This is a genomic window from Acinetobacter sp. YZS-X1-1 (assembly GCF_000804305.1).
GTDB lineage: Bacteria > Pseudomonadota > Gammaproteobacteria > Pseudomonadales > Moraxellaceae > Acinetobacter > Acinetobacter variabilis.
Genome location: NZ_JWHB01000063.1, coordinates 1 through 2,491, shown reverse-complemented (window position 1 = coordinate 2,491; position 2,491 = coordinate 1). Strand labels below are relative to the sequence as shown.

The 2,491-nt window shown below is 41.5% G+C and carries 2 protein-coding genes; both read right to left on the bottom strand.

The window, feature by feature from the left end:
• Positions 1–27 precede the first annotated feature (27 nt).
• Positions 28–1,173 (bottom strand): non-hydrolyzing UDP-N-acetylglucosamine 2-epimerase, encoded by a 1,146-nt coding sequence (gene wecB / locus RJ01_RS15500; RefSeq protein ID WP_004780123.1) that lies wholly within the window; start codon positions 1,171–1,173, stop codon positions 28–30.
• A 2-nt stretch (positions 1,174–1,175) separates the two neighbouring features.
• Positions 1,176–2,312, bottom strand: coding sequence for a hypothetical protein (locus RJ01_RS15495; RefSeq protein ID WP_004780124.1), 1,137 nt, complete (start codon positions 2,310–2,312; stop codon positions 1,176–1,178).
• Positions 2,313–2,491 lie beyond the last annotated feature (179 nt).

The window sequence follows — 2,491 nt, the reverse complement described above, 5'->3', positions numbered from 1 at the left end:
TTTTTAAGCTAAAAGTGTCAACACACCCTAAGCTCTGACTATTAAATCTTGCAGCATCTGTTCCAAAATACGTTCCGAAGCATGACCATCACCAAATGGATTTTCGACTTCTGCATGTTGTCGATAATAGGCTGAATCATCCATGAGACGAGAAAACTCTTGTACGATTTTGGCCTGATTAGTACCGACTAGTATTCCACAACCTGCTTCAACCACTTCCGGACGTTCAGTTACATCCCGCAGTATGAGCACCGGTTTTTGATAGGTGGGGCTTTCTTCCTGAATACCGCCTGAATCGGTCATAATAAAATAGGCTGCACCTAAAACAGCCAGTAAGTCCGGATAATCCAGAGGTTTTAACAAATGTACCTGCGGATGATCCAGAAACTCGCGATAAGCAATTTCATATACCTGCGGATTGAGATGCACAGGCCAGGCAAAATGCAGCTCTGGATAACGGCGACATAGTGCATGGATGGCGGCACAGATATTTTGAATACCTTCACCAAAATTTTCCCGTCGATGTGCGGTCAGCAAGACCAGTTTATCTTGTTCACTTAATTTCAGCCCCATTCGCTCTAACCTTTGCTGAGACTGCTGAGAAGAAGATTGCATTAAATCACGGGCATGATAAATAGCATCAACCACGGTATTACCGGTAATAAAAATCTGCGGGTCTGGAATATTTTCCTGACGCAAGTTTTCTGCAGAACGTCGGGTCGGTGCGAAATGCCAGTGAGCCAAGCGGGAAACCAGTTGCCGGTTTCCTTCTTCCGGAAATGGATGCATCAGATCAAAAGAGCGTAATCCGGCTTCAACATGCGCCAGATGAATATTCAGGTTAAAGGCCACCAGAGCACCTGCAAGTACAGTGGTGGTATCCCCTTGCACTACAATTACATCACATTTCGGCATGTCACGATATACTTGATCCAGTTCGGTCAATGCCTTGCTTAATAGAATATTTAGACTTTTGCCGGGTTGCATGATTTGCAGATGATGATCAATCTTGATTTGGAAAAACTCGATCGCATCCTGTACCAATTCCAGATGCTGACCGGTAAATACCACATTGACTCTAAATCGTGAATCTTGCTGGGCTTTTAAGATGACTGGTGCTAATTTAATCAGCTCAGGGCGGGTACCAAAAATAAAAGAAAGATCAATCAGCATGGTTAAAAGCTCCAGTAATAAGTCAGTTCCACTCGGGTATTATCAAAAGTTCTTTTTCCAGACTCAGGTGCCCCATTTACATATTTGCCATACATCTGTTCAACACGTAGCTTGACCGGGAAGTCTGCAGGTTGCCAGGCTATACCCGGCCCCAACTCTGCCAGGTTGTTATAAAATTCGTTATTGGAATCATTAATCGTATGTAACTTCAGATAAGTCTGGATATTGCCTAGATGATCCCGGTTAAAGTTCCAACCGGTACGCAGGCGCAGGTCGCCAATTACATTATAATCTTCACGTGAATAGCTCGCTGCATTGCCATACAGTTCGGCAAAATACTGAGTTTTCTGGGTAATCGGACTATGACTGGTTTCGGAATCATGCCAATACCATTCCTGATAACCGGTCAAACCAAAATTAATACTTTCTCTGAATTTGTCTCGGTTTAAATCTATTAGATCATAACTTCCGCCGAGTTCCAGATATAGATAGAGCGGCCATTCCCAAGGACGGTAATTTGTTCCAACACCGACAATGGCTGCATTCTGGTCAATAATCTCAGGTCGTGCACCGCCGGTGGATTGGGTATCCCTGTTAATGCTGGCAAAGCCATAAATCTGGCCACGGTTTTCTTCTCCCCAATAACGTCCATAACGGAGCTTCAAGGGTAAGATAGCCGTGTCATAACGTCCTTCAAAAGAAGGAGAAAAATAGATATCGGCAAAGGTATTTTTAGTCTGACCACTTGTTGTTCCATTTAAATTAAGTACAGCCTGTTGGGCTTTTACTGCAGTTTCAGGATTTGAGGAACTTTGCAGTTTTTTAAATATTTCTAAAGCTTCAGGATTACGTTGAGCAGCATTCAACAGATAGGCTTTTTGCAACAACAATTGTTCATCATCTGGCGTTAATTCAAGAGTTCGATCAATATAAATTAAAGCTTCGGTATTATTATTTTTGCGCATTTCCAGATATGTCCAAGTTTTCCAGACCTTTGGATCTCGCGGTGATTTCTGGCTAATCTGCTGTAAAAGTTGTGTTGCCTGTTCAAGATCCTTTTGTTCAACTTGGTAATATTGTTCCCATAATATATAAGTTTCAGGAAGGGTCTCTGCTCGAGTTGATAAAGTTAAAATCATCAAGCAAATACTTGAAATAGTAGGTAATCTTTTCATTTTAATGCATGAATTAGAATATTATAGTTCACACTATAACAGCAATTTATTTTAAGCTTGGAGCGGATGAAATTAAGTTACCAAACTCTCTATTATTTTTATAAAAAAATACATGAACCGTACCGGGTTTGTCGGAGAGTCAA

Coding starts and splice junctions, on each gene's coding strand:
- RJ01_RS15495 (WP_004780124.1), bottom strand. CDS start 2,312: ATGATTTTAACTTTATCAACTCGAGCAGAGACCCTTCCTGAAACTTAT.
- wecB (WP_004780123.1), bottom strand. CDS start 1,173: ATGCTGATTGATCTTTCTTTTATTTTTGGTACCCGCCCTGAGCTGATT.